A 24053-nucleotide genomic window follows, 5' to 3' on the forward strand; every position below is an offset into this window, starting at 1 on the left:
AGTATTAAGCATCAAGACATCAAGCCTTTCTACCCTCAGCCTTCTACCTTAATTCAATTCTATCTGTACACCCAATCCTTTACCCACCTTTGTTCCGGCGATGATGGATTGGCTGATCACTTTTCCTGAGCCATTAACTTTTGTTTTCAAACCCGCATTACCTAAAAGGTACAGCGCATCCTTCAACCCCATTCCGGCAACATTGGGCATTACCCCTTTTCGTTCGTTATTCTCCTGAAAAATGGTTCCGGCACTGGTATCTATAATATTGTAATACTCCGATTTTGAAGCAAAAAGTGGTTTAAAACCAAATGCTTTATATACTTTCTGGGTAGCCTTGCTCTGTCCTGCTTTTGTAGGTGGGTTACCGGTATTTCCAACCAAACGGGTCGGCACATCATTGTACATCTGCATATCACTGGCATAAATCCTGTCAGCAATTTCCCTGAAAACAGGACCAGAAACCGTAGCGCCATAATAAGCACCCTTTGGATCGTTAATTACTACGATCAGAGAATACTTAGGTTTATCAGCAGGAAAATACCCCACAAATGAAGCCTGATATTGCTTATTGGCCTTATATCCCTTATTCGCATCAGCCACCTGGGCAGTACCCGTTTTACCGGCAATCGGATATAACGGATTGTAAACAATCTGCTTTCCACTCCCCTCTGTTACCACACCTTCAAGCATTTTCTTGATTTTGCTCAGGGTAACATCTGAGCATATTCTATCGTTAATTACCCTCGCCTTAAACTGCTCGATCGGATTACCCAGCCTTCTGATCTCTTTTACAAAAATTGGCGCGATCATTTTACCGTTGTTAGCTACCGCATTATACATGGTAAGCATTTTTAATGGCGTTAATTGCATCTCATAACCATAAGCCATCTGAGGAAGGGTCATGTTTTTGTTCCAGCTTCTGTTCGTTTTAGGGTTTTTAACCACCGGCATTGCTTCTCCGGGAATCTGCAGTTCCATTTTTTTGTTCAGCCCCCAATCATATAGGTGATCCGTAAACTTTATCGGATCACTGCCATAATGTGTGTTGATCAGCTTGGCGATTGCAGCATTAGAAGAAGTTTCAAAGGCTTTTTTTGCTGTCACAGTTTCAATTTTAGGGTGTGAATCCGTGATCAGCTTTCCAGGGATCTGATAATACCCGGTACCGATCATAGTATTGGTATCTATGAGTTTATCTTCCAAAAGCGCCATGTAAGAAGCCAATTTAAAAGTTGATCCAGGATCCTGGTTACCAGCAATGGCATAGTTAAATTTCTCTTTATACACCCCTTCTTCTACTTTGGAAAAATTGGCTACCGCACGGATTTCTCCTGTCGCTACCTCCATCAGGATCACCGTGCCATGATCGGCCTGCGATTTGATCAACTGCTTCTCTAAAGCACTTTGTGCCAGATCCTGCATGTTTACATCAATGGTAGAGATAATATCAGCACCATCCTTCGGTGCCACCTCAGCCTCTTCATTTACCGGGATATAAACCCCTCCCGCTATACGCTGCATCAACCTTTTTCCGGTTTCGCCGTTGATGTATTCTTTGTATGCGCCCTCTAAACCCACACCGTTTTTTACATTTTCATTTTTATAACCGATTGTACGGGCAGCCAAAGCCTGAAAAGGAAGAATCCGCTTGTTCTGTTGAACAGCGATTAAACCGCCACTGAACTTACCAATGTTATATAAAGGAAAAGTTCTGATGGTTTTAAGATCAGCATAACCTACTTTACGGTGGATCAATAAATAACGTGCACTATCCTGACGGCCCACGCGCAGGTAACGCGCATATTCTTTAGGGGTTTTATCCTTAAAAATCTCCGAAAGTTTATAACCCAGCGAATCTACCTTTTCATTAAATACCTTATCTTCGGCAATACCACCGGCAAACATATCCATGCGGAGTTCATACTCCGGTATCGAAGTCGCCAATAAACTACCATCGTTAGAATAGATATTCCCACGGGTAGCCTCAACGTTTACATATCGTGTAGAAAGACTATCAGCCATAGCTTTCCATTTTTTTCCCTGCACATACTGCACCTGACCGAGGCGTAAAAACACCGCGAAAGCAAAAAGCACAATTAAGCCAAATGCCAGATATACACGAAGCAAGATGTTTGCCCTAATATTCATCGCTTTTAACAATTATTTTTTTTGGTGGTTCAATCAGTTCTTTTATTCCAAGGGTATCAACCTTTTTGGCAACCTCTGTCAATTTACTTTTGAACATCAGGTCGGCCTTTAGGGATTTATACTCCCATCTTAACTCTTTTACTTCTTTATTCAATTTATCAATGCGGCGAACATTGTTTACCGCAAAGTGGCTATTGGCAATATAAACCATCCCCAAAAGCGCCAAAAAACACAAATAAGGCAAAGCATCAGTTGCCGCCTCTTTCGTTACCAGTCCATCATTAAAAAGCTTACTGATAAAGGAATTGCTATCCATTTTTTCTTCAGCAGTTTTTGACCTTTTGGGCGCAGCTTTTAGTTCTGGTTCAGGCCCAATCTCCTCTTCTTCTATCTCTTCCCTAAACCTGTTCATATCTTTTCGGCAATTCTTAGTTTCGCACTGCGCGCCCTGTTGTTCCGGGCAATTTCCTCGTCAGTGGCAATTATCGCTTTCCGTGTAATTACATTAAATGGCTTTTGCTGGTTTCCGAAGAAATCTTTTTCCACCTCGCCCTGAAATTTACCTTTTGCCATGAAGTTTTTAACAGGCCTGTCTTCCAACGAATGATAAGACATCACCACTAAATGACCACCAGGCTTCAACACATCAGCAGCTTGTTGCAAAAAATCTTCGAGCACCTGTATTTCAGCATTCACCTCTATGCGCAGCGCCTGAAAAACCTGCGCCAAATATTTATTTTCTTTTCCTTTTGGGATATAAGCAGCAATTGCCGATTTCAAACTGTCGATATCAGTAAAGGGCTGCTCCAAACGCGAAGTAACAATGGCACGGGCCAAAGACTTTGCGTTTTTCACCTCGCCGTAAATCCCAAAGATCTTATGAAGCTTATCTTCCGTATAAGTATTCAGGATTTCGGCTGCTGTTAAATCGCGGTGCTGATCCATACGCATATCCAGATCAGCATTATGACGGATGGAAAAACCACGTTTCGGCACATCAAACTGATGCGAGGAAACCCCAAGATCAGCAAGAATACCATCAACCTGCCTAAAACCTTTTAAACGGAGATTATTTTTAAGAAAACCAAAATTCTGATCGATAAAAATAAAGCGCTCATCAACTGGAATATTGGCCTGCGCATCGGGATCCTGATCAAAAGCAATTAACCGCCCCTTTGGACCGAGATGCTTCAAGATCTCTCTTGAATGCCCACCACCACCGAAGGTTACATCTACATAAACCCCATCAGGATCAATATTCAAACCATCGATACAAGGCTGCAACATTACAGGAACATGGTAATTATTCTCCATCCGCACCTCCTTTTTTATCACCCATAACTTTTTGGGCAAGGTTTGCAAAATTGACAGGAACGTCATCAAAAATATCTTCGTAAGATTTTTTATCCCACACTTCGATACGGTCCAACTGACAGGCCAATACAAGATCACTTCCGATACCCGCATATTCCACTAAAGATTTAGGCAACAGCACACGGCCGGCAGCATCAAGCGAAAGCTCAGTTGCTCCACGCGTAAAAGCCCTTACAAAGGCACGGTTTTCCTGATCGTAAATATTGAGCTTGGCAAGGTCGGCCACTACAGCGTCCCAAACATTTTTAGGATAGATAACCAGATTTTTCTCAAAACCACGGTTAATAATGAGCCCATCACTCTCAGCATCAGGCAATTGTTTCTTAAGCGCAGCAGGTACCATAAGGCGGCCCTTTGCGTCAAGTTTACAATCGAATTCTCCTAAAAGTTGGGTCATAGTGGTATCTACACTTTATATCTAGTGTAAAAGTAAATAGTTCTACCACTTTTTACCACTTTTTACCACAAAAAAGTTTTCCACATCTTTTTTGTTACAGTAATGGTTCCACAATATAGTTAGAATTAGCTCATCCACACAACTAAAAAGCCATTACACACTGATATTAAGCAGGTTAAAATAAATATTAAAAGAGTGTCACGTTCGCCCAGATTTTACCATAATAATGAAATGAAGCTACAAATGAGCATCTTAATAACTTATGACAGGTGTCAAAAAAGCATTCATTGTATTCAAAACTTAGCCGCCTGGTAAATTAGATCAGTAAATCTTGCCGATTGTCTTATTTAGACTTATTAAATATAATTTGGAACAGAGCATTTAAAACGATTTCTTTGTAGCATAGAACTATCCTGGCCATAAAAGACGAGGGAAATAAGCGCTCAAAAATGAAATCAGAAAATAAATCCAAAAGTTTAAACTGGGCAAAACACCAGAAAAGATGGTTTGGCAAATGGCACCTTTACCTTGGAATTATTGCCGGTGCAATTGTAGCTTTTGTAGGTGTTACAGGCAGTATTCTTGTTTTTCAGGACGAAATTGACCGCGCATTGAATCCAGATCTGTTTGTGGTGGTTGCACAAAAGAAGAAAATGCCCATTGAGGATATTGTGCCGCTCATCAAAGCAAAGAACCCTAAACTAAAGATTGATTATCTGTTTTTGGGAGATATTAAAAATCCCAATGAGGCTTATAGCATCACCAACCTAAAAACAGAGGAACAGACTTTCATCAATCCTTATAATGGAGAAATCAGCGGAAAACGGATATATACCAGTTCTTTTATTAGGGTAGTTACCGAACTGCACCGCACATTGCTGATTCCGGTGGCAGGTAGATACATCTGCGGACTGGCTTCGCTATGCCTATTGATTTTGACCATTTCAGGTCTGCGTTTATGGATCCCCAAGAAATGGAAACAGCTAAAATCGGTACTTACGGTAAGGTTCAGCGGATCGTTTAAGCGGCAAAATTACGACTGGCATAACTCATTGGGCTTTTATTCTTCTCCTTTTGTAGCCATATTAAGCCTGACAGGTTTTTCGATTACTTTCTCTACCCTGGTTATTCCGTTTTTATTTTTGCTCAGCGGGAAATCGCCGCAGGGTGTAGCCAAATTATTGGGTGCTAAATCGGCATGGCATGCACAGGCCGTTCCCCTTCCGTTAAAAGCTATTGTGGCTGCAGCCAAAGAAAAAATGCCGAATGGTTATATTGGCGGAATTGCCTTTCCGGCAGATAAAATGGGCACTTACCGTTTGGATGTAGTGAGTGGGAACTTGCCAAAAGTTGGAAAAAGAGAAATGTTGATTGTTGATCAGTACACGGCCAAATCGTTACTGAACAGCCGTAAAGATTTCCCAAATGTTGGCAATGCATATCTAAGCTGGTTAACGCCGATCCACTATGGTAGTTTTGGTGGCAGGCCGACGCAGGTTATTGCCATTATTGCAGGCTTAATGCCTCTTGCGCTTTTTATTACGGGTTTTATCATCTGGTGGCCCCGTTATAGAAAACAAAAGAAAGGCAAAAAGCGAAAAACAGGTGAAGCGATTTTGGATGAGACATCGGAAACGGATGCTCCTCAAACAGTGCTTAAACCAGCCAAGATTAAGTTACCGCTTCCCAAACTCGGACGGTATTTTGTGATCCAGTTTAAATCGGGTTTTAAATATGCAGCGATCATTCTCATGATCAGTTTCTTGATGGGCGCACTGTACGGACTTCCATCAGGAATTATTATTCAGCCAGCCATTTTCGTTATAGCTTTTAGCGCCGTGATGGTCTGTTTAAATTTTATATGCGCGCTGTTATCTGAATTATTCAATATCCTGTTCCTGCTTCCGTTCAGAAAAGGTAGCCATAAGGTTACCCGGTATTTTGCTTTATCCACTGCGTTTTTGGTGTGTTACCTGGTTGTATATATTGTGCTGCTAAATACGGGTTTAGAAGTTTTCTAGCTTGCTCAACCTTCTGCCATTTGCTTATTATTTGACAGTTAGATCCAAATCCATAAATTTTCATCGTGTCAGATGTCACCATCTGACACCACTAACAATTCAAGTCATTTAATACTCGCCCAACACCCTAAAATATAATTCCCGTTGTGAAATCACAAACAGGGATATAAACGTAAACAAAAAATTATTGAAGTTTTTGTCGTCTTTAGCTACAGTACTTTCTAGTTCCCAACCACTAAAAAAAGTATGTTTGATTTTAAATAACCTGGAGCCATCAAAAAAAAGGTTAATTGAGGGTTGCTTCGTCCAAAAACTTACCTGTGCCGAAATATCCAAATTTACATTCACCTCGTCATTATGCTCATCCAATATGGTACTGTTTATGGATAACAATGGTAGGCCACCGCTCAATATTTCACAAAATACAGCATCATCTTTTTTTAGCGCGAAGCTCGTTTTTTCACTTTGAAGATTTTTCACCAGGCTATACGAACTCCCATCTATATCGGAGATCAGTATCTTTTCCTCCTCTTCTGTAAAGAGAAATGAAAATAATTCCTGCCCCTCTGAATTGGTAACCAACAGCTTCGTCTCGGGTTTGCGAATTTGCCGTAAACTATAATAGTTCATAGTGAATGGTTGATGTATGTTTTAGGCCCGGAAAAGTCAGGCCTAAAACATATAATTATTTTGCCGGTGTAATTACTATTTTCCTGAATTCAATCGGTGCATGGTCTCCCTGAAGGTAAATCGGTCCTGCTTCGCCTTCATTACTATCCAGCGCACCTCCGGTGATGCCCGGAATTTCCTGGTTACTGATAATGGTTTTGCCATTGGCTACTATGGTTACCAAACGGCCAACAAGGGTAATATCATAAGTTTGCCATTGATCCGGACCAAGCGTAACCATTTCGTTTGCAGTCAAAAAACCATAAATACCTCCGAAAAGTACACTATTAGGATGTGCATCTTTTTTACTGTCTTCGATCTGCACTTCGTAACGGCCTCTTAAATATACGCCACTGTTTCCTCCTTTTGTGTACTTAAACTCAACATGAAGTTTGAAATCATTATATTTCTGTTCGGTAATCAGGTTCGACCCTGCTTTTGGACTGATTAAAATGCCGTTTTTCACTAGCCATTGGTTTTGTCCGTTGGTTTTCCAGCCTGAGAGATCCTTGCCATTGAACAGGTTGATCGGCTTGCCCCATGCAGGCGCTGCCGTTCTTTTCAGATAGGGTGCTTTAACACCTTCCCAGTTATATTCTTTACCATTGCAATCCGTTAATTTTCCTTGAATTCCAGAATCAGTTACATTTCCTTCAACAACTAAATTTGATGTACCGCTCTCCCACTGTGGTGGGATTTCAAATTTAAAATTACCATCAGTAAATTTGACTTCCGATACCGGACGGGCACTGCCCGCAGTAGATACAAAATAGCCCACCAGTGTTTTCACTCCAGATAATTTTACTTCCAGCCAGGCCGGCGCAGGCTTTCCGTTGATATCAACAGTGATGTCCCAACGGCCAATTAATGCTGCAGGCTCAACAGCCAAATGCATGTAATCAGGCTTAGTAATTGTTGCAGCAATTGTTTTTTCAGACAGGCCTGCAATCAGCAGATAGCCTATAGCAAACGAAAATATTTGTTTTCTCATAAAGTATTAAATAGCTTATATCTATAAATAGGACCATTATAGCCTATACTAAGGTAATCGAGTTAAGGTAAGACTTATTTATTTTAGGTGCAAATACCTATTTCTTAAATTAAGAAGCATCATCGCCTATTAGAAAGAAGGAATCAAGCAACATGGTTTATCTGAGTATGGGCTAATTTTATTACTTTAGGTAAAGTCAATAGATATGATCAGATTTTTTACATCCCTCTGCCTCGTTTTTTGTATTTCAACTTTTAGCTGTTTTGCCAAGCAGGATACTACCGGTAAAAAGCCCGATAGCACAGCTATTAAAAGGCTTGATAATGATCTGGACAAAGTTAGTCAGTTGTCCGCAGAACGGCTTTCCGACTCGCTTAAAAGATCCGAACTTGAAAGACGGGTAAGTACTTTGGGTGTTTCAGACCAATCTGAGCGGGCAGCATTGTTATCAGAGCTTTCTTTACTTAAAAAAAGAGATTCGATGCACCTTTCGCGCCAGCAACACCAAATTGATTCACTTCGTGCCATCATCAAAGGTGTTCCTGTGGTTTTTCATTCAGATACCCTTTATTATATCTATGCCAAGCTGGGGAGTTTTAGTGCCACTGATCGTGCACGCGCCGTTGTGGAAAGGTTGGGGCGCATTGGCGATGCCCCGGAATATTCAATGGATTCGCTCAGGCTCAGTTCTGCCGAACAATCTACCGATTTACTTTATGGCAGCAATCTGTTATTATCCATTACTGACCAGGATGCTCTATGGACACGAAAAAACCGTGCTGATTATACCGAAGAAATCAGAAAAAGAATATCAGCAACAGTTCTGCAATACAGAAAAGACAACAGCTGGCGGGTTATTCTGGAAGAAATCTTATTGACTATATTGGTTATTGCTGTGGTAATTATCCTAATCTACCTCATTAACAAACTCTTTAAAAAGATATCAAAAAAAATTCTCTCCGTAGAAGGCTTTTCGGGAAAAGGGATCAAAATTAAAAATTACGAACTCCTGGATGCCGCACATCAACAACATGCTATCACGCTGGTATTAAAAATTATGCGTTTTGCGGTTATCCTGATTGTGATCTATCTTGCTTTCCCTGTATTATTTGGCATTTTTCCCTTTACGAGGGATCTCTCCGTTAATCTATTGGGTTATATTCTTAGCCCGTTAAAGAAAATCGGAATTTCAGTATGGAATTATATCCCCGATCTGATGACCATACTGGTATTGTTGGTCGTTTTCCGTTATGTGATCCGTTTTGTTCACTTTATCAAAGTAGAAATCGAACGTGGAAAACTTACTATCCCAGGTTTCTACAAAGACTGGGCAAACCCTACCTATCAAATTATCAGGGTATTGATTTTAGCTTTTATGCTTATCGTCATTTTTCCTTATTTGCCGGGTTCAGACTCTGGTGTTTTTAAAGGGGTATCGGTATTTATGGGCGTGCTGTTTACTTTTGGATCGGCTGGTGCCCTAGGCAATGTGGTTGCAGGGCTTGTACTTACCTACATGCGTGCATTCAAAATTGGCGACCGGGTAAAAATAGGTGAAGTTACCGGTGATATTACCGAAAAGACATTATTGGTAACCCGTGTGCGCACCATTCAAAATGAAATTGTTTCGATCCCCAATTCTACCGTGATGAATAACCATACCGTCAATTTCAGTATTGAGGCGGCTGATAAGGGGCTTATTCTGAATACTATGGTAACCATTGGTTATGATGTTCCTTGGCGACAGGTACACCAACTGCTTATCGATGCGGCCCTTGCTACTCCACTTATTGAGGCCGGACCAAAGCCCTATGTGTTACAAACCAGCCTCGACGATTATTATGTAAGTTACCGCTTAAATGCTTTTACTAAATCGCCCAACAAACAGGCCGTTATCTATTCGGGTTTACATAGCAATATCCAGGATCAGTTTAACCAGGCAGGGGTCGAGATTATGTCGCCACATTATAAGGCACTTCGAGATGGTAATGCCACAACCATTCCGCAGGATTATCTCCCAAGCGACTATCAGGCTCCGCCATTCCGCACGGAGAACAAGGAACAAAAATCACCTAAGAACAGTTCGGGATCAAAGTAAATAGACAACGTGATCTACATAAAAAAGGCCTTGCAAAATTAATCTGCGAGGCCTTCTTTATATTAAAAATTTATCTTTTATCCATTAATGGCTTTAACCCCTGGTAATTCTTTACCTTCCATATATTCCAATAAAGCACCACCGCCTGTAGAAACGTAGCTTACTTCATCTTCCATACCGAATTTTGCAATTGCCGCAGCAGAATCGCCACCACCAATTAATGAAAATGCACCGTTATCTTTAGTAGCGGCCACAACTGCTTCTGCAACTGCTTTGGTCCCTACCTGGAAACTTTCCATTTCGAAAACACCCATCGGGCCATTCCACAATAAAGTTTTAGAGTTTTTAATCACCTCCTGGAATAATGTTACTGATTTTGGACCAATATCTAAGCCCATCCAATCAGCAGGAATCTGACCAGAAGCCACATCTTTTTTATCCGCATCGTTTGCAAATTTATCTGCAATTACGGTATCCACAGGTAAAATCAGGTTTACACCCTTTGCTTTTGCTTTTTCGATCAGCTCTAAAGAAAGCGCTTGTTTATCAGCTTCTAATAACGAATTACCGATTTCGCCGCCTTGTGCTTTAGCGAAAGTATAAGCCATACCACCACCGATGATCAGGTTATCTACTTTATCCAACAATTTCTCGATCAAAAGAATTTTATCAGATACTTTAGCGCCACCCATAATTGCGGTGAAAGGTCTTTCTGCATGGTTTAATATTTTCTCTGCATTCTCTACTTCCGAAGCCATTAAGTAACCGAAATATTTGGCATTAGGGAAAAACTGGGCAATAATCGACGTAGAAGCATGTGCACGGTGTGCGGTACCAAAAGCATCGTTTACATACACATCGCCTAATTTCGATAATTTCTCAGCAAAGGCAACATCGCCTTTTTCTTCTTCTTTGTAAAAACGAAGGTTTTCTAACAATAAAACCTCGCCTGATTTTAAATCTGCGGCCTGTTTTACTGCACTTTCACCAATACAATCGTCGGCAAATTTAACTTCAACACCAACAAGGGTAGATAGATCAGATAAGATGTGTTTTAAAGAATATTTATCTGTTGGTCCATCTTTCGGACGGCCTAAGTGCGACATTAAAATCACTGCACCACCATCTTTTAAGATTTTAGAAATGGTTGGTAACGCTGCTCTGATTCTTTTATCGTCGGTAATTTTAAATTCATCATTTAAAGGCACATTAAAATCTACCCTGATTAATGCTTTTTTATCTTTAAAGTCAAACTGGTCAATAGTATTCATGTTGTTATTTTTGATTTAAGTTTAATTTCATTTCGTAATGGAACCCTATTCCGGGGATATCAAATTCTGGTGATTCGGTGGTAAAACCGATCTTTTTATAAAAGGCAGCGGCAGTTGAACGGGCATTGCACCATAAATAATCGGTATTGTATTCTTTTAGGTATTCGATGGCAAAAGTGACCAATGCAGCGCCATAACCTTTTCCGCCTGCATCTGGATGGGTGGCCATTCCCCTAAGCTGATAGCCCTCTCCTTCTTCCGGAAAAAAATCGTTACGCATAAAGGTGGCTATAGATTTTATTTCTCCATCCATTAAAAATCCAAGATGAAAGGTATCGTAGGCTGTATCGCCTTCAAAAACACATGCTTCAAATGGTTTGCTATTGCGTAAAACCAGGCTTCTTAAAGGGAGTACTTCTTCTGGAAGAATAAATTTGACCATATTTTTAGTATCGTTAGCTGATCTCAATTCTCTAAGACATTGCTATAGGATGCACCATAAACGTTTGCAAAGTTAATAAAGCAATTGAAACACGATAATAATATCGGATAGAGTTTTTAACAATTTAGATCTGAGCTAAGGAATCTAGAGATCGATAACTAGTTAATAATTGTTTGAAAATTTCAAGTTCAGTTTAAACGTTACTTCTATTAGATTTTCTTAGCATTATCAATTGTAAGAATCTTAACAAAAGCCTCTGCTGTTATAATATTTACTTTAGGGAAGTTGAGTTTTTTGGCAATATCAAAATGATGATCGTTTGTGACTAAATAATTTACATCTGCGGCACCTGCGATGTCAAAAAAATTATTATCATCTTGATCGATTGAGATTGCATTCCAATTGTAATAAACCTTTTGGGTAACAACATCTGGTGATTCGATAAAAATCTCTATTACAATCTCTGCAGCACCAGGTGCCGAGTGTTCTTGCATTATCTCTTGATACTCTTTAAGTATGTCTTCAGAAACAACGATTTGATAATATCCCTCAATGAATGAATCCCAAATTGGCCTTAACATACTGCGTTTACCTATAGAAGAAATAAGAACATTAGAATCTAGAACAATCTTCATTATGTGAAATTATAGTTTGGCGCGAAAATGCCCCTTGCTTAATTTTTCATAATCTTCAGATTTGACATTTGTTTTTTCTTCCCACGTTTCAATTACTTCATCCAGTTTTTTTGAAAGCAATTTTACCGCAAGTTTACGCATCTCCTGAAAATCTTTGTCAGGGAGAGGTGTTTTAAGTAATCGCAACATCAAAACCTGTTGTTCATTTAAATGAATACCGATATCTAAATTCACTGCCGTATTCAAATATACCTATTTTTTACATTTCCTCAAAACTCATTATGCATTACTAAACGCCTTGCTAGGATCCTAAATAGCATCCACGACAAGCGCACAGGCAGACGCTTTTGCATCGCTTTCCTTGCAGAAAAAAAGTACTATGCCCTGGGCGTAGCGGCATCCCTTGAAGCACAGCGGAGAGATACAGCGTAGCACAGGAACAAACCCGAATAGCGGTGCAAACAGTGCGCTCCAAAAATATTTGATAAGATCTAAATGAATAGATTTTGTTTTGTCTATGTAAAGCAGGTTCCATAGCTTTTCGCTTAAGGCAGTCCTTCTTTCCACTCCAATCTTTTTGTGATGGTAATTGCAAAATGATCGGAACTGCAACAAAAAGGATAACCGCTGCAATAAGGTTTAGGAACATAGGATACTGCAGTAGAACATTGACCGGCCACTTTGCATCGGTTTTCTTGTAGAAAGGAAGTACTTAGCCCTCGGCGCAGCGGCATCCCTGAAGCGCAGCGGAGGGATACAGCGTAGCACAGGAACAAACCCGAATAGCTGTACAGACAGTGCGCTATAAAAAGATTTGATAAGGTCTAAATGAATAGATTTTGTTTTGTCTATGTAAAGCAGGTTCCATGGCTTTTCGGTTAAGCCAGTCCTTGTTCCGCTCCTATCTTTTTGTGACGGTAATTGCAAAATGATTGGAACTGCAACAAAAAGAATAACCGCTACAATAAGGTTTAGGGAACAGAAGACGGTGCAACGAAACCCAAATGAATTCTTGCCAAAAAATTAATAGGCATTTTGTATTTTCTTGCAGAAAGGAAGTTCCTAGCCCTGGGTGAAGCGGCATCCCAGAAGCGCAGCGGAAGGATACAGCATAGCACAGGAACAAACCCGAATAGCGGTACAGACAGTGCGTTACAAAAAATTTTAAGACTGATTTAAAAATTTCCTTTTGCTATTTAATCGCAGGGACCATTTCGCTCATCAATCCGTTTGAGGATAAACGAAAGCACCATTGCATAAGCCACATAGGCAACGAACACAAAAAATCCAAGCTGAAGCGCCGAATTATTGGCCGTTACGGTTTTCAGTGTTCCGCTCTGCACGTTTAGTCCCGAAAGCTGGCTTTTCAATATGCCGTTTAAACCAATATAAGTCATGGCGATACCCACCACCATTACATCAGCCATATCCCATTTACCCAGATCGAAAGCGAGGAAACGTAATACTTTTCGGCTGCCAAAAAGATGCCCGCAGGATACATGGACTCCTCTGGCGATAATGCGCAATAACGGCAATATTACCACAAAAACAAGCAGCAACGCCCCTACCAGCACGGCATCAGGTTTCGGCTGTTCGATCAGGGTTCCGATAATGCCGAGTATGCTTTTGCTCTGAAAGAAGAGTACCTGGTTAGTGAAAGCAATTTTATCGCCCAAAAGGCCAAATTCGAGCGACTGGATACGCGCATCAACCTCAATAATCGGCGAAGTAACGCCCACAGTAAGCAAAATCACGGCAAACAACAGCGACATGATAAAAAGTGGCACATGTAATTGTACCGATTTTCTTAAAAAAAGCCATAACATTAATGCAATAGCCACACAGCTGAGCATCCCTAAGCCACATTGAAAGGTCTCTTTTTTGATCTGTGCCAGCCTTGAGTTTACCAAGCGGTCGTAGGCAGATGCGTTAGCAACATGGTACTTGTGGTAAATATTCTGTTCTACAGTAGTAATGGTGGTATCGGTACTGTCGTAGGTCTGATTTTCCAGCTCATCCAGCTTACTCGTTGCAACCCCCTTAAGCCTTTTCAGGCTTCTTGGACTGGTAATCTTAGTCACAATCGTTTTGGCAAATGAAGGCACCTGGGCATGGAGTTCATCCACATCCACAAAACTTTTAAAAGCCAGCTTCTTCAGTTTACCTCCAAGCGTTTTCTGAGGTTTGGTCACCTCCGATACCGCTTTGTTTACCAACCCATGCAGCTCTTTTTCCACCTCTTTGCGCATATCCCTTTTCTGCTCTGCGGTTAAATTAAAGCCCTTTACCCGCTTATCGACTACTGCCGAAATTTTTTCGCCCCATCGATCAACCGAAAATATCCCAAAAGTGATATTGTTCGATAAGCTATAATCTTCCTTTATGCGTTTCTGTTCGTATGAAAGCTGATGGAATCGGTAGCCGAAATAGGCTTCACCAATCAAGAGGATGCTCAAGCCTACAATCAGTGCAAGAGGCGCCAACCAGTTCTTTTTTGAAGGGATATTTTTTGGGGTATCTGTTGTAGTTGCCATAATATAATCAATCAGCTGTAATAAAGGGGCTAGTGGGCATCATGTGGGGTAATGAACTTCAATATCGTAGAGAGAATGAGGCCATAAAGTACAAAACTGATGAATATGATGTATCCCGGCTGAAGGGCCGTATTATTGGTGGTTAAGATGGTAAGCGAATCGTTCTTGATATTGAGTGCCTGGAGTTGCCCTTCGAGCAGTCCATTGAGTCCGATATAGGCCATCAGGATGGCAATCACAATCACATCGGCCATACTCCATTTTCCTGACTGGAAAGCAAAATATTTAATAATCTTGTTTTCAGCCAAACGTTGATTGCCTAAAAGGTGCACCCCTGTTGAACTCAGTTTAACCACCGGAAAAAGAATGCTAAAAACCAATATCAACACGCCTACCAGAATGGAATCAATTCCTGGCTGGCCGATAAGTACCCGCACTACATCCATAATACTCTTGCTTTGAAAAAATAGCACCTGATCTTTGAAAACGACATGCTCGCCAAGCAAAACAAAATCGAGCGAACGGATCCTCGCATCAACCTCGATCATGGAGGCTGTTAGGCCTACAAACAAGAGTATGAAGGCAAAGAGCAGCGACATTACGAAAAGCGTAACATGAAGATCTCTACGTTTGCGGAGCCCCCACCAAAAGCCAAGTACCACCATTACACAGGCAAGCATACCAAAAGAATATCCGTAGGTTTTGGTCCGGATATCGGCAAGGGATTGAACCAATTTTTTATTAAGTACTGCAGTGGAGGACACCTTGTATTTGTGGTACATCGCCTTAACGGAAGCACCATTTGCCACAAATGCACTGTCGAGCTTTTCTTCATCGGCCAGTTGATTAAACTCGCCCATGGCCATTTTGCTCAACTGTTTTTTGTTCTTCGGATTGTCTACCTCGGCGATGATCTTTCTGGCAAAACCCGGTACCTGCGCCCGGATACTATCGGAGTTGACAAAATTGCGGATCGCGAATTTCTGGATCTTTCCACTTATTGTTTTCTTGGGTTTGTTCACCAAAGCCTCTGCTTTATCGATAAGGGCAAGCAGTACCTGTTGCACCTCGGTTTGCAAAACCTTTTTCTGTTTTTTGGTCATCTTCAGGTTTCCTACCTGATGATGCACAATCCTGGATACATTATCTTTCCACTTCTGCACTGAAAACAGTCCATAAGTGATATTGTTGATATCGGAATAATCTTCCTTGATCTGTTCCTGCTGATCGGATAGTTCGTGCAGCCTAAAGCCGAAATAACCCTCTGTACCGAGCAGCGCGGCCAGTATCAGGATAAGCAGCAATTTTGGAAGAAAAGATTTTCTCTCCGTTTTATGAGTTGTTTGTGTTTCCAAGCCGATCAGTTTACACCGTTATAGTTTCTTCTTCTTTGCCAAGACCTGGAAAAACCATCTGAAGGATTTACCAATCGTAATATCTGGCCATTGGGAGATAAAACCAACAAAACATAAAAAGGTTTTTAAAGCGGATAAAAATATTGTTATTGCCAGGCTTATGGTTAATCCGGTTTAGCAATCTCGGCTTTGCGCTGTGTGAATTTCGTTCTCAGGCCTTTAATCACGGTATTGTATTTTGGATCTTTTGCCAGGTTCAATGTTTCATGGGGATCATTTTTCAGGTCATAGAGTTCTTCATAATTGTGCTCGATGAAATTCATGTATTTAAACCTTTTGGTTACAAGCCCCTCTTCTTTTGGGATATGCGGGCTGCCTAAAAAATAATGCTGATATACAAAATCTTCTCTTTCGGGAATCTGCTTTTTGATCAGCTTGATCAGATCCACACCCTGCATGCCTTTTGGAATGGCTACATGTGCCATTGATAGGATGGTTGGTGCAATATCGATGTTCAGTACCATCTGTGAGGCCGTTTGGTGTGGCAGATTGGGATCATAGATAAACATGGGCACGCGTATAGATTCTTCATAACCGTACCATTTACCCTCCATGCCGTGCTCGCCGAGGAACATTCCGTTATCACCCATAAAAATAATAATGGTCTTTTTGGTCAGGTTTAGCTGAGCGAGTTTTTTAACCATATCACCGACCACATCATCTACACCTGTAATTAACCGGTAATAGTTTTTAACGTTTTCCTGATAAAGTTCTGGCGTACCAAACAGGCCCTTCCATCTTGATCTTCCAAAATTCCCATCTGTTCTCAGGAAATCGGGTAATTGGTTCCAGTATTTTGGATCGGCCGTTAGTGGGTATGGAATGCTTACCTTTTTATAATAATCTTTATACCGGGACTGGATGATGTACTTAGGCGGATCTCCATCCTGCTCGTGCGGGGCTTTAAAACTTACCGAAAGACAAAACGGATCTTTATTGCCAAACTGATTTAAAAAATCGCCAATGGCATGACCAATGGTATCGGTATCATGGATTTCCTTTCCGTTTTTACCAATGGTTACATAATCAGGCTGCGATTTCTCCCCCGCCTCTGTATCCACCCAAAAGTCATATAAGCTGTGAGGCGGATGTTTACCCACACCGAACTTTCCGATAAAACCCAGTTTATATCCGGCATCCTTCAATAAAGATGGATAGGTATTTGCAAGGGCCGCGGAAGAAAGATCGGTACTGAAGTCGCCAATATTGTGCCGCGATTGGTATTGCCCGGTTAATACACTAGCCCTGCTTACGCAACAGATGGAGGTGGTTACAAAGGCATTTTTAAAAAGTATCCCTGCATTCGCCAGTTTATCCATATGCGGGGTCCTGATGATCTGGTTTCCCATTGCTCCCAAGGCATCAAAACGCTGATCGTCGGTAAGGATAAAAATAATGTTGGGCCGTTCGGCTACTTTAGAAAACTGCTCATTGTCGTTCCTGGATATTTTAAAAGAAACAAGGCCCGTTAAAGCCAGTCCCATGAATACAATCTTTGCCTTGGTGATGTGTTCCATTATCGTTAAGGTGATAAAAATTTAATATGACTATTGACCGTCCATTTTATTTTCTTTCTGGTAAATGCGATCGCCGGCAGCTCCTTCATCTCCTTGCTGCCTCATCCATTCTTTCAACTTGACTTCATACTTTTTAACCAGTTTGCTATAACTTTTATCGGCCGCAAGATTATTCAGCTCGTAAGGATCCTTTTGGATATCGTAAAATTCCAATGCAGGCCTTGTAGTAATCCTGTCGACCAGTTTTTTTGTTTCTTCGGATGTTTTTGCCTTTTCCACCCATGTATTCCAGTAACTGTTCTTATTCGCTGGGTTCATCATGTATTTGATGTAGTATGGCGCATTGGGCGCCAAGTTCATCAGCAGTTTATATTGGGTATCGCGGATAGAGCGGATCGGATATGGTGTTCCTTCGGGAATGTTATCGTGGATACCGAAGGCCGCTGTTCTGTGCGTTTTGTTTTGATCAGCCAGTACGTCTAAAAAACTCTGCCCATCTAATCCCTTAACAGGTTTTCCTCCGGCGATATCTATCAGTGTAGGGGTAACATCCTCATACTGTACCAAAGCATCTGTTATCGAGCCTGGCCTGACTTTACCCGGCCACCTTACGATCATCGAGCTTTTTTGCCCATTGTCCCATAAGGTCCATTTGCCACCTGGGAATTGTGGCCCTTGTTCGCCCAGGAAAATAAAGACCGTATTCTCTTCCTGCCCTGTTTCTTTCAGTAATCTGCGGATATCGCCGACCTGGTTATCCAGGCGCCTAACCTCAGCCAGATATTTACAGTACAGTTCCCGTACATCTCTGGTATCGACCATATGTGGCGGAAGGATCACCTTTGCAGGATCGAATTCACCGGGATCGCCCGTTGTCCAGGGGGCATGTGGATTGATGCTCATGATAAACAGACAAAAGGGATCGGCATTCTTTTTTGTTATAAAATTCCTGATGTCGTCCAGTTCATAATCATCGGTTTTGGCCACACAGTTTGGCTCGAATCCTTTAATAATCTGAAAGGGGAAAACAGATACCGGTTTGGTACTATGGTCTTTTCCGGTGAGGGCAACAGTATATTTTTGATCGCCAAGGTATTGGCAGATGCTTTTCAAACCTGTGTTATAAACAGGTTTATGGTTTTGGAACGAACCATGGTGCATGGGATAAAGGCCCGTAAAAAGCGATGCCCGGGTAGGTACACACATGGCCTCCGAACAGATCATCTGGTCGAATTTCATTCCTTCTGTTGCCAGCGAATCGATGTTTTTGGTATGTAAGTTCTTGCCTCCGTAACAGCTGAGCTGCCTGCTGTCGAGGTCATCAGCCATTATAATCACGATATTTGGCCGTGAAGATGCCATGTTTGCTTTGGATTTCGCTGAAGGTTTAAAGGAAAAAATGGAGATTAAAACCGCAGTGGTTAAAATCAGGGTGATTAAGACAGATTTAAGTTTTATCATGATCAATTTCTTTTCGGCTGACTATTTGGATGTAAGTTTCGGAAGGGATTCCCACCAGGCCAATAATTTATCTTTTAACTCAGTGGTGATCTTAGGCTCTTTTTCTGCCAGGTTAGTACTTTCTTTTCTGTCTTTAAGAATATTGTACAATTGAATATCGGTACCATTGCTGTTCATCAGCAGTTTCCATTCACCTGAGCGGACAGCCAGACTGGGGCTTTTATCAACAGGCCTTGGGTATTTAAAAGCTATATCATTACGGCCATATTCCCAGAACATCGCTTTTCCCCTTGCCGAAGGTTTCCCGGCAAAAACCTGACTTCTGTCTATACCGTCACCTTTATAAGCGGCAGGTAATGCGATCCCGGCCATTTTAGCCAGCGAAGGCAAAAGATCTGTTGCGTTTACAACTGAATTTTCGTCTGTTTTACCGGCACTGATGTGACCTGGCCAACTGATCACAAAAGGCATCCGGGTACCGCCTTCGTAAAGGGAAAGTTTTGACCCCCTCAATCCTTCTGCCCTGCTTCCGCGGAAACTGGGCAACGGACCGTTATCACTGGTAAAGATCACGATGGTGTTTTTATCTGCACCTGATCGTTTCAAGCCATCTAAAAGCCTGCCGATCTGAAGATCATATTCTTTCAAAACCAGTTTAAAAGCAGCCTCTTCCTGTGGGTTCATCGGAAACTGGCCTGTGTACTCGGTCTCTTTCCGCGGTACCCAGGGGGTATGCACATCATCCGGCCATAAATTGATAAAACAGGGCTGATCTTGATGTTTTGAAAGGAAATCTAAGGTTTTATCCACAAAATATTTGGTGCGGTCCCAGCGTTTAATGCTGTCTTTATCCGACCAGATCCAATCTGTTGCGGTCAGGGCCGGATCAGGATTGGGACTTTCGTAGGTACTGGCATGTGCATCGATGCCATACCGCTCAAATCCGGGTGCGTTTTTCACATCACGGCCACCGCCCATGTGCCATTTTCCAAAATGCCCGGTTGCATAACCTGCATTTTTAAAGAATTTTGCAATTGTCGGTGCCGCTGGATCAAGAAAGTCGGCCTGCTCAGCTTCCCTGTTGTGTTTTTTGTTATCGAGATAGGTACTAAAGTTCCACCTACCCGGATACATGCCGGTAAGCATGCCCACTCTCGAAGGCGAACATATTGGTGCTGCACTATAATATTGGGTGAGTTTTAATCCGTTTTTGGCAATGCGGTCGATATTGGGGGTAGGTACAAATTTACCCCCAAAAGTCCCCACATCACTAAAGCCCATATCGTCGGTGAGGATGACAATAATGTTGGGCGGTTGCTTTTTTGACTGTTTTTTCTGGCTGTAGCCTGGGAAAACTATTGTTAAAAGGCTAATGGTTAATATGGCGTTATAGGTAATGAATCTATTCATATGCAATAATCATCTGTCAGAAAATTTAATGGAGCGAAAAATTTAGAAGGCAAAAATTATACTACCAAATCTATAGATTTTATATTATTATTTAAAACATTAAATGATAATATAATTGCGGCTATTTCTTTAATTCGAGTACAAAAGATGTGCCCTTTCCCAAAGTGGAGTTTAGTGCAATGCTCCCTTGCAATACATATAAGAGATCTTTAACGGTCGAGAGACCAATCCCTGTTCCCTTTTTTTTATAGCGGTCGGCTATATTAAGGGTAAAATTGTTCTCAAATATCTTTTGGTGGTGCTCTTCTGCAATACCTATCCCGTTATCCTCTACCTTAAGCTGATAAGAGCCTTCTTGCTCAGTGAGTATCACCTTCACCCAGCCCTTTGCTTTATCGTTATAACGTATGGCGTTGCTGATCAGGTTTAATAAGATCTGTTCCATTGCTATGCTCGAATAATGGATTTCCTCAAGGTCGGAATGGAATTCAATTGCAAAATTTTCGGGTGCGGCAAGCAGTTCCTTTATCCTTTCGAAAAGTACTTTAAGCTTGATTTTCTGTTTCCTCGCAATGAGCTGTGATGGCGATCTGGAGTAATCGAGCATTTCGTCGACCAGCGAAAGCAAGGCATTAGTTGAAGATATATTTACTTCGATCAATTTTAGTGAACGCTCATCTTCATTTTTATCCATCCCTCTTTTCAGCAGCTGCGAGGTGAGCAAAATATTGGCCAAAGGATTTTTGATGTCGTGCGCTGCCATTGAGGCAAATTTCTGGATAAGCAAATTGGAATTTATCAATTCCTGGTTTGCTTCCTCAAGCTTGGCTACTTTGCGTTTAAGCTCGATTTTATCCACTATTTGCCGCCCGAGAGATTTAAGGCCAGCAATCTGAACAGGCGATAAAGTGTGTTTTTTTTGATCGAGTACACAAATTGTCCCAAGGGCATATCCATCTTCGTTAATTAATGGTACGCCTGCATAATATACGAGTTTAGTAGGTCCTGTAACCATTGGATTGTTGGCAAAACGCGCATCGAGGGTGGCATCTTCAATGATCATGATATCCTCCCCCCCGGCTATGGCATGTGTACAGAAAGAAATCTCGCGGAGGTTTTCGGTAAAATCGGTTCCAATATGGGCTTTGAACCATTGCCTTTTTTCATCGATGAAGGTGATGAGCGCAATCGGGATGCCACATATTGCAGAGGCGATAGTTGCAATTTCATCAAATTCTTTTTCCTCACCACTATCCATAAGTTGATATCCCGCAAGGGATGTCAGTCTTTCTTTTTCATTTGCGGGATAGGGAAATTCGAGCATTGTTAATTAACACGTGGTGCCCAAAGATAATCTTTTAATCCGCAAAAAAATCCCTTCTCTCTTACAGGTTTTAAAGAAATAGCTTTAGTGTTTAATTATCCGCTCTCTTCTTTTGAGGAGATCAACTGTTCGAAATTCGACAAAATCGGTTATTGATGAAAACGGCATGGGCAGAACAACAAAACAGTTCAGCTTTTTAAGTGTTGCTAAAATAAAGAAGTATTACTATAAAAGATAAGTTGTGAAAGAGGAAAACATAAAAATAGCTGAAAGGGTGCTTTTGGGTGCAGGCTTAATTACAGCAGGAATCGGTCATTTAACATTTGCGCGTAAGCCTTTTCAGGCACAGGTACCCGATTGGGTGCCTATGAAAAAGGATGATACCGTAGTGTATTCCGGCCTGGTAGAAATCGGATTGGGAACCGCTCTTATATTCGCACCTGAAAAACATCAACAAACCATAGGTAAAATTGCCGCTGGTCTCTTTATTGGGGTATTCCCAGGAAATATTTCGCAGTATACCCATAAAAGAAGCGCTTTCGGACTCAATACAGATGCGAAAAGATTTTTACGCTTATTTTTCCAGCCTGTATTGGTGTATTGGGCCTTGAAGTCTACACAGAAATAGGCCCCACCGGAAAGTCTGCTCAGGGTCTGGCGTCAGTCAGCCGGTTTAAATAGTGCTAGTCTGAAATCCGCAGTTTTGAGCCCATTTACGCATTCTTTGCCATCTGGGGTGCAATGCAGGATCTTTAAGAAAATCGCTGACAAGATCGGTTTTAATTTGATTAAAAACTAAGTTTGGGCCGCACGTTATCATTGAAGACCGGAATACTGTAAGCGCATTAAGATCCCTCCGCGCGAGGAGGGCGACACGAAACAGGAATCGTTAGATGAGGCTTGCGTCCGGAACTATATGCTCGGAGTGATTATCGGTTTAAAGAACCCCCGTTGATCCTAGCCAATTAGAACTGACCAGTGATCCGGTCACCAGTTGTCAATTTTAAATCGGGTTTTTCAGTTACCCGGTTTGAACAATTAACCTTTCCAGCGGTTCGTAGTCTGGAGTCCGCAGCCTTGGGTCCACGCGTACCGCATCAGTTAACCAATGAGCGATGGACCTCAATTCAGCTGATCAATTTTCCTCACTACATCGATCAGACGGCTACTGTAACCAAATTCATTATCGTACCAGCCCACCACTTTAACCAGATCGCCAACGATGGAGGTTAATAGAGAATCGAATATACACGAATGTGGATTATCAATAATATCGACTGAAACAATCGGATCTTCGGTATATTCGATCAGATCCTTTAATTCGTTTTCAGCAGCATATTTAAAAGCGGCATTGATTTCTTCAATGCTTGTTTTTTTCTTCAACAAACAGGTAAAATCTGTTAATGATCCATTTAAAACCGGAACCCTAATGCCTGCTCCCCCCAAACGGCCATCCAGCTCAGGAAAAATATGGGTAATGGCCTTTGCTGCCCCCGTGGTGGTCGGGATAATGGATGAGGAGGCTGCCCTTGCCCTTCGCAGGTCTTTATGGTTTGCATCGTGCAGGTTCTGATCCCCCGTCATCGAATGGATAGTGGTGATATAACCTTCTTCCACACCCCAGTTATCGTTGAGGATTTTGATCATTGGGGCGATGTTATTAGTGGTACAGCTGGCATTGGATAATATCGGGCTTTTCAGATCGATCTGATCATCGTTAACCCCCAAGACCACCATAGGGATATCATCGGCTGCCGGCGCAGAAATCAATACCTGTTTTGCCCCAGCGGCAATATGCTTTTGTGCAGACTGGGTAGTCAGGTTTTTGCCAGTACAGTCAATCACCAGATCGACTCTTAATGCAGACCACGGCAACTCTTTGGCTTCCTTAATAGCAAAAACAGGGATCGTTAACCCATCAATAACCAGGGCATCCGGTTTAGCGGAAACTTTTCCGGCGAAAACACCATGAACAGAGTCGTACTTAAATAAATGGGCCATTGTTTTCGCATCAGCCAGATCGTTAACCGCTACCACCTCAAATCCCTGCGCCAATGCTAAACGTAAAAATGTTCTTCCTATTCTACCAAAACCATTTATTGCCAGCCTCATTATATCAAAAATTAGAGCACAAAATTAATATTTATTTATTAAAGCAACGCGATGAATATATAAGATTGGAAAGCGATGATGAAAAGATAAGTTAATTTTTCAGGACTTGAATCTACACGTGCTATAAGCCCTATCTACTTTTCTTTTTCAGGAGCCCCAGGGTTACCAGGCTGTTGAACAGGATACAGATCCCGATAATGATCCTATCGTGTGGACACATTTCTGAATAAC

At 41.6% G+C, this 24053-nt stretch carries 20 protein-coding genes; 3 read left to right on the forward strand and 17 right to left on the reverse strand.

From position 1 onward, the window contains the following. Nucleotides 1–48: 48 nt before the first annotated feature. From R2S57_RS27425 to mraZ, 4 genes are read right to left on the reverse strand one after another with little or no spacing between them, the layout of a single operon-like run. Nucleotides 49–2151, reverse strand: coding sequence for a penicillin-binding protein (locus R2S57_RS27425; RefSeq protein ID WP_316848109.1), 2103 nt, complete (start codon nt 2149–2151; stop codon nt 49–51). After that, on the reverse strand, nt 2141–2563 hold the full coding sequence (locus R2S57_RS27430; protein ID WP_316848110.1) for an FtsL-like putative cell division protein: 423 nt from the start codon (nt 2561–2563) through the stop codon (nt 2141–2143). The genes R2S57_RS27425 and R2S57_RS27430 overlap by 11 nt, the downstream gene beginning before the upstream one ends. Beyond that, nucleotides 2560–3465 carry a 16S rRNA (cytosine(1402)-N(4))-methyltransferase RsmH gene (gene rsmH / locus R2S57_RS27435; RefSeq protein WP_316848111.1) on the reverse strand — a complete coding sequence of 302 codons (906 nt, stop codon included), beginning with the start codon at nt 3463–3465 and terminating at the stop codon, nt 2560–2562. The genes R2S57_RS27430 and rsmH overlap by 4 nt, the downstream gene beginning before the upstream one ends. Beyond that, on the reverse strand, nt 3455–3922 hold the full coding sequence (gene mraZ / locus R2S57_RS27440; RefSeq protein ID WP_316848112.1) for a division/cell wall cluster transcriptional repressor MraZ: 468 nt from the start codon (nt 3920–3922) through the stop codon (nt 3455–3457). The genes rsmH and mraZ overlap by 11 nt, the downstream gene beginning before the upstream one ends. Nucleotides 3923–4371: 449 nt before the next feature. Between mraZ and R2S57_RS27445 the strand changes: the two genes are divergently transcribed. Further along, complete coding sequence (locus tag R2S57_RS27445; RefSeq protein WP_316848113.1) at nt 4372–5943, forward strand: PepSY-associated TM helix domain-containing protein; 1572 nt, start codon at nt 4372–4374, stop codon at nt 5941–5943. 108 nt (nt 5944–6051) lie between these two features. On the opposite strand, the gene R2S57_RS27450 is transcribed toward R2S57_RS27445, so the two are convergent. Both R2S57_RS27450 and R2S57_RS27455 read right to left on the reverse strand, forming a co-directional pair. Beyond that, nucleotides 6052–6573 carry a hypothetical protein gene (locus R2S57_RS27450; RefSeq protein ID WP_316848114.1) on the reverse strand — a complete coding sequence of 174 codons (522 nt, stop codon included), beginning with the start codon at nt 6571–6573 and terminating at the stop codon, nt 6052–6054. A 55-nt stretch (nt 6574–6628) separates the two neighbouring features. Then, nucleotides 6629–7603, reverse strand: a complete 975-nt coding sequence (locus R2S57_RS27455) for a DUF1080 domain-containing protein (protein ID WP_316848115.1) — start codon at nt 7601–7603, stop codon at nt 6629–6631. A gap of 205 nt (nt 7604–7808) precedes the next feature. Between R2S57_RS27455 and R2S57_RS27460 the strand changes: the two genes are divergently transcribed. After that, nucleotides 7809–9701, forward strand: a complete 1893-nt coding sequence (locus R2S57_RS27460; protein ID WP_316848116.1) for a mechanosensitive ion channel family protein — start codon at nt 7809–7811, stop codon at nt 9699–9701. A 77-nt stretch (nt 9702–9778) separates the two neighbouring features. Here the strand turns inward: R2S57_RS27460 and R2S57_RS27465 are convergent, their stop codons facing one another. The 10 genes from R2S57_RS27465 to R2S57_RS27510 form a co-directional block, all read right to left on the reverse strand. Beyond that, the gene (locus R2S57_RS27465; RefSeq protein ID WP_316848117.1) at nt 9779–10972 is read right to left on the reverse strand and encodes a phosphoglycerate kinase; all 1194 of its coding nucleotides are present in this window, start codon (nt 10970–10972) and stop codon (nt 9779–9781) included. Nucleotides 10973–10976: 4 nt separating this feature from the next. Next, nucleotides 10977–11414: a GNAT family N-acetyltransferase gene (locus R2S57_RS27470; protein WP_316848118.1), complete on the reverse strand. Its 438-nt coding sequence runs from the start codon at nt 11412–11414 to the stop codon at nt 10977–10979. A 209-nt stretch (nt 11415–11623) separates the two neighbouring features. Further along, nucleotides 11624–12049 (reverse strand): putative toxin-antitoxin system toxin component, PIN family, encoded by a 426-nt coding sequence (locus R2S57_RS27475; protein WP_316848119.1) that lies wholly within the window; start codon nt 12047–12049, stop codon nt 11624–11626. 9 nt (nt 12050–12058) lie between these two features. Further along, on the reverse strand, nt 12059–12295 hold the full coding sequence (locus tag R2S57_RS27480; protein WP_316848120.1) for a hypothetical protein: 237 nt from the start codon (nt 12293–12295) through the stop codon (nt 12059–12061). 950 nt (nt 12296–13245) lie between these two features. Next, nucleotides 13246–14583: a paraquat-inducible protein A gene (locus R2S57_RS27485; protein ID WP_316848121.1), complete on the reverse strand. Its 1338-nt coding sequence runs from the start codon at nt 14581–14583 to the stop codon at nt 13246–13248. Between the two features lie 29 nt (nt 14584–14612). Continuing rightward, nucleotides 14613–15938: a paraquat-inducible protein A gene (locus R2S57_RS27490; RefSeq protein ID WP_316848122.1), complete on the reverse strand. Its 1326-nt coding sequence runs from the start codon at nt 15936–15938 to the stop codon at nt 14613–14615. A 164-nt stretch (nt 15939–16102) separates the two neighbouring features. Continuing rightward, nucleotides 16103–17515 (reverse strand): sulfatase, encoded by a 1413-nt coding sequence (locus R2S57_RS27495; protein ID WP_316848123.1) that lies wholly within the window; start codon nt 17513–17515, stop codon nt 16103–16105. Between the two features lie 30 nt (nt 17516–17545). Further along, nucleotides 17546–18976 carry a sulfatase gene (locus R2S57_RS27500; RefSeq protein WP_316848124.1) on the reverse strand — a complete coding sequence of 477 codons (1431 nt, stop codon included), beginning with the start codon at nt 18974–18976 and terminating at the stop codon, nt 17546–17548. Nucleotides 18977–18997: 21 nt separating this feature from the next. Beyond that, nucleotides 18998–20386 carry a sulfatase gene (locus R2S57_RS27505; protein ID WP_316848125.1) on the reverse strand — a complete coding sequence of 463 codons (1389 nt, stop codon included), beginning with the start codon at nt 20384–20386 and terminating at the stop codon, nt 18998–19000. Between the two features lie 121 nt (nt 20387–20507). Further along, complete coding sequence (locus tag R2S57_RS27510) at nt 20508–21710, reverse strand: GAF domain-containing sensor histidine kinase (RefSeq protein WP_316848126.1); 1203 nt, start codon at nt 21708–21710, stop codon at nt 20508–20510. Nucleotides 21711–21951: 241 nt separating this feature from the next. On the opposite strand from R2S57_RS27510, the gene R2S57_RS27515 reads away from it, so the two are divergent. After that, on the forward strand, nt 21952–22338 hold the full coding sequence (locus tag R2S57_RS27515) for a hypothetical protein (protein ID WP_316848127.1): 387 nt from the start codon (nt 21952–21954) through the stop codon (nt 22336–22338). Nucleotides 22339–22832: 494 nt separating this feature from the next. On the opposite strand, the gene gap is transcribed toward R2S57_RS27515, so the two are convergent. Next, the gene (gene gap, locus R2S57_RS27520; protein WP_316848128.1) at nt 22833–23822 is read right to left on the reverse strand and encodes a type I glyceraldehyde-3-phosphate dehydrogenase; all 990 of its coding nucleotides are present in this window, start codon (nt 23820–23822) and stop codon (nt 22833–22835) included. Between the last annotated feature and the right edge of the window lie 231 nt (nt 23823–24053).

This window comes from Pedobacter psychrodurus (assembly GCF_032678585.1).
Taxonomy (GTDB): Bacteria; Bacteroidota; Bacteroidia; order Sphingobacteriales; family Sphingobacteriaceae; genus Pedobacter; species Pedobacter psychrodurus_A.

Coding starts and splice junctions, on each gene's coding strand:
- R2S57_RS27425 (WP_316848109.1), bottom strand. CDS start 2,151: ATGAATATTAGGGCAAACATCTTGCTTCGTGTATATCTGGCATTTGGC.
- R2S57_RS27430 (WP_316848110.1), bottom strand. CDS start 2,563: ATGAACAGGTTTAGGGAAGAGATAGAAGAAGAGGAGATTGGGCCTGAA.
- rsmH (WP_316848111.1), bottom strand. CDS start 3,465: ATGGAGAATAATTACCATGTTCCTGTAATGTTGCAGCCTTGTATCGAT.
- mraZ (WP_316848112.1), bottom strand. CDS start 3,922: ATGACCCAACTTTTAGGAGAATTCGATTGTAAACTTGACGCAAAGGGC.
- R2S57_RS27445 (WP_316848113.1), top strand. CDS start 4,372: ATGAAATCAGAAAATAAATCCAAAAGTTTAAACTGGGCAAAACACCAG.
- R2S57_RS27450 (WP_316848114.1), bottom strand. CDS start 6,573: ATGAACTATTATAGTTTACGGCAAATTCGCAAACCCGAGACGAAGCTG.
- R2S57_RS27455 (WP_316848115.1), bottom strand. CDS start 7,603: ATGAGAAAACAAATATTTTCGTTTGCTATAGGCTATCTGCTGATTGCA.
- R2S57_RS27460 (WP_316848116.1), top strand. CDS start 7,809: ATGATCAGATTTTTTACATCCCTCTGCCTCGTTTTTTGTATTTCAACT.
- R2S57_RS27465 (WP_316848117.1), bottom strand. CDS start 10,972: ATGAATACTATTGACCAGTTTGACTTTAAAGATAAAAAAGCATTAATC.
- R2S57_RS27470 (WP_316848118.1), bottom strand. CDS start 11,414: ATGGTCAAATTTATTCTTCCAGAAGAAGTACTCCCTTTAAGAAGCCTG.
- R2S57_RS27475 (WP_316848119.1), bottom strand. CDS start 12,049: ATGAAGATTGTTCTAGATTCTAATGTTCTTATTTCTTCTATAGGTAAA.
- R2S57_RS27485 (WP_316848121.1), bottom strand. CDS start 14,583: ATGGCAACTACAACAGATACCCCAAAAAATATCCCTTCAAAAAAGAAC.
- R2S57_RS27495 (WP_316848123.1), bottom strand. CDS start 17,515: ATGGAACACATCACCAAGGCAAAGATTGTATTCATGGGACTGGCTTTA.
- R2S57_RS27500 (WP_316848124.1), bottom strand. CDS start 18,976: ATGATAAAACTTAAATCTGTCTTAATCACCCTGATTTTAACCACTGCG.
- R2S57_RS27505 (WP_316848125.1), bottom strand. CDS start 20,386: ATGAATAGATTCATTACCTATAACGCCATATTAACCATTAGCCTTTTA.
- R2S57_RS27510 (WP_316848126.1), bottom strand. CDS start 21,710: ATGCTCGAATTTCCCTATCCCGCAAATGAAAAAGAAAGACTGACATCC.
- gap (WP_316848128.1), bottom strand. CDS start 23,822: ATGAGGCTGGCAATAAATGGTTTTGGTAGAATAGGAAGAACATTTTTA.